This is a genomic window from Actinomyces sp. AC-20-1 (assembly GCF_023369555.1).
Lineage (GTDB): Bacteria > Actinomycetota > Actinomycetes > Actinomycetales > Actinomycetaceae > Actinomyces.
The window spans coordinates 1-2273 of record NZ_JACJVC010000037.1 but is presented as its reverse complement, the minus strand read 5'-3'; the positions used below and the strand labels follow the sequence as shown (position 1 = coordinate 2273).

Below are 2273 nucleotides of genomic sequence, written 5' to 3'. Positions count from 1 at the left end.
GCTCTCGGCGGGCCCGGGGAGCGGAGCGGGCCCCGGTCGGCCGTGCAGGTGCTCGGCCAGGAGCCGGGCGGCGCGGCGCGAGGCGCCGCGGCCGGAGGTGACGTCGTCGCCCAGGGCCGCGCGCTGGCGCACGCCCCGGTCCTCGGGCAGGTGCCCGAGCACGGTGCAGCCGGTGAAGGTGGCGAGCTCGGCGTCGCACAGGTCCTCCCCCGCCTGGCGCACCACGAGGCCGAGGGGAGCCGGGGTGGCGTCCCCGGCACCGCCGGCCCGGGCGGCCCGGACCCGGGCGGCGACGGCGGAGCGCAGGTCCCGGCCGGTGAGCACCAGGGTCTCGGACCCGGGCGGCGACGACCAGGTGCGGGGCAGGTCGACGAGGACGAGGTCCTGCTCGCTCGCGAGGGCGTCGAGGACGGGCGCGAGCCGTCCGGGGTCCTCGGGGCCGCCGCGGTCGTCGCCGGTGAGGACGCGGCAGCCGCGCCAGACGGGCAGGGCCCGGGTGAGGTGGGCGGGTCGGAAGGCGGTCTCGTCGGCGGGCAGGTCGCCCCACACGAGCCCGGGGCCGGGGCCGTCACCGAGGTGCAGGCCGAGGCCTCCGGCGGGGTCGGCGTCCACGACGGCGACGCGCTCGCCCTGGGCTGCCAGGGACCGGGCCAGCAGGAGGGTGAGGGTGGTGGCGCCGCAGCCGCCGAGGGCGCCGGTGACGGCGAGGATCCGGGTCCTGGTGCTGCTCACGTGGGCCTCCTGCGGGTACGCTCGGGCGGGACGGCCCCAGGGTGCGTGCCGACGGCGCGGGGCGCAGCCGCCACCCGCACCGCCTGTGGACAACACCGGGGCGGGCCTGCGGCGGGGGCTGCCTGTGGAGCCCGGCCTCGTTAGACTGGTCCGACCGCCGGGCCCGCAGTGGGGCCCTGCCGGTGCGTCGGCCCCGCACCGGCCCGCACCAGGCCCGAGGAGTCACGATGGCCGCCACCCGCACCGCCGCCTACTTCGACCTCGACAAGACCGTCCTGGCCACCTCGACCACCTTCGCGCTGTCCGTGCCCATGCGCCGCTCGGGCCTCATCTCCGCGCCCACGCTCGCGCGCGGCATCGTCGTCCAGCTCCCCTACCTCCTCTTCGGGGCCGACGGCGAGCAGGGCACCCGCCTCATGAACCAGATCGCCGCCATGTGCGCGGGCATCGAGCGCGCGGGCATCGAGCGGGTGGTCGCCGAGGCCATGGCGACGGCCATCGAGCCCGCGATCTACGCCGAGGCCATGGACCTCATCGAGGCGCACCACCAGGCGGGCCACGACGTCGTCATCGTCTCGGCCTCCACGGAGGAGACGGTGCTGCCCATCGCCAGGCTCGTCGGCGCCGACCGGGCGGTGGCCTCGCGCATGGAGGTGGACGCCGAGGGCCGCTTCACCGGCCGGGTGGAGCGCTCCCTCATGCACGGCGCGAAGGTGCCCGCCCTCGAGGCGGACGCCGTCGAGCACGGCATCGACCTGTCCTCCTCCTGGGCCTACTCGGACTCCGTCTCGGACCTGCCCATGCTCCAGGCCGTGGGGCACCCGGTGGCCGTCAACCCGGACCGCGACCTGCGCCGCCACGCCACCGAGGCCGGCTGGCCCGTGCGGGACTTCGAGCCGCCGGTGCGCGTGGCCCGGCAGGCGGGGGCCGTCGCCCTGGAGGACGTGCGCGAGGCCCTGCCGGAGCTGTGGAAGGTGGGGGCGGCCGCCGTCGGGCTGCTCGCCGTCGGCGCCGCGGCCGCCTGGGCGGTCACGAGCGGGCCCGTGCGCCTCAGCCCGCGGCGGTAGTGCCGGCCTGGACGGCCCGGCACAGGCGCAGGCCCTCCTCGATGCCGACGAGCAGCGCCTCGGCCTGCCACAGGACCCAGTCGACGGCGCCCTCGCCCGTGCCCGAGGCGTAGGCCGCGAGCGCCTGCGCGTAGCCGCCGGGGGCGCGCGACGCCCACAGGTCCGCCACGGCCACCCCCGTGGGCTCGAGCCCGTCCCGGGTGACGAGGTGGCGTGCGAGCAGCCGGCCGACGGCGGCGTTGCCCGCGGTGAAGGGCCTGGCGCTGGCCGTCTCGGCGTGGACGACGGCGGCCCGCACGAGGGCGGGGGCACCGGGGGCGTCGACGAGGTGGAGGAGAGCCTCGAGGCGCGCGGCCAGGGCGGGCCCGTCCGGTACCGGGCCGGGCCCGCCCTCGAGCGGTGCGGTCCCGGCCGGGCGGGGGGCGGCGACGTCGGCCAGGGGGAGCGTCCCGGCGGCGGCGAGCGGTCCGACGA

General features: G+C 78.8%; 2 protein-coding genes and 1 pseudogene. 1 reads left to right on the top strand and 2 read right to left on the bottom strand.

Translation table 11 applies throughout. The features are described from left to right. Window positions 1-732: nucleotide-binding protein (locus H6X67_RS11635; RefSeq protein WP_349305320.1), on the bottom strand; the 732-nt coding region annotated here is incomplete at its 3' end. A 227-nt stretch (window positions 733-959) separates the two neighbouring features. Here H6X67_RS11635 and H6X67_RS11630 point away from each other — a divergent pair. Further along, window positions 960-1799: an HAD family hydrolase gene (locus H6X67_RS11630; RefSeq protein WP_249368446.1), complete on the top strand. Its 840-nt coding sequence runs from the start codon at window positions 960-962 to the stop codon at window positions 1797-1799. Here the strand turns inward: H6X67_RS11630 and H6X67_RS11625 are convergent. Further along, a pseudogene (locus tag H6X67_RS11625) lies at window positions 1783-2273 on the bottom strand (Fic family protein); the annotation flags it as partial. The gene H6X67_RS11630 and the pseudogene H6X67_RS11625 sit on opposite strands and share 17 nt — an antisense overlap.

What these genes read in the sequence shown, in the direction of transcription:
- H6X67_RS11630 (WP_249368446.1), top strand. Translation starts at nt 960, where the DNA reads ATGGCCGCCACCCGCACCGCCGCCTACTTCGACCTCGACAAGACCGTC.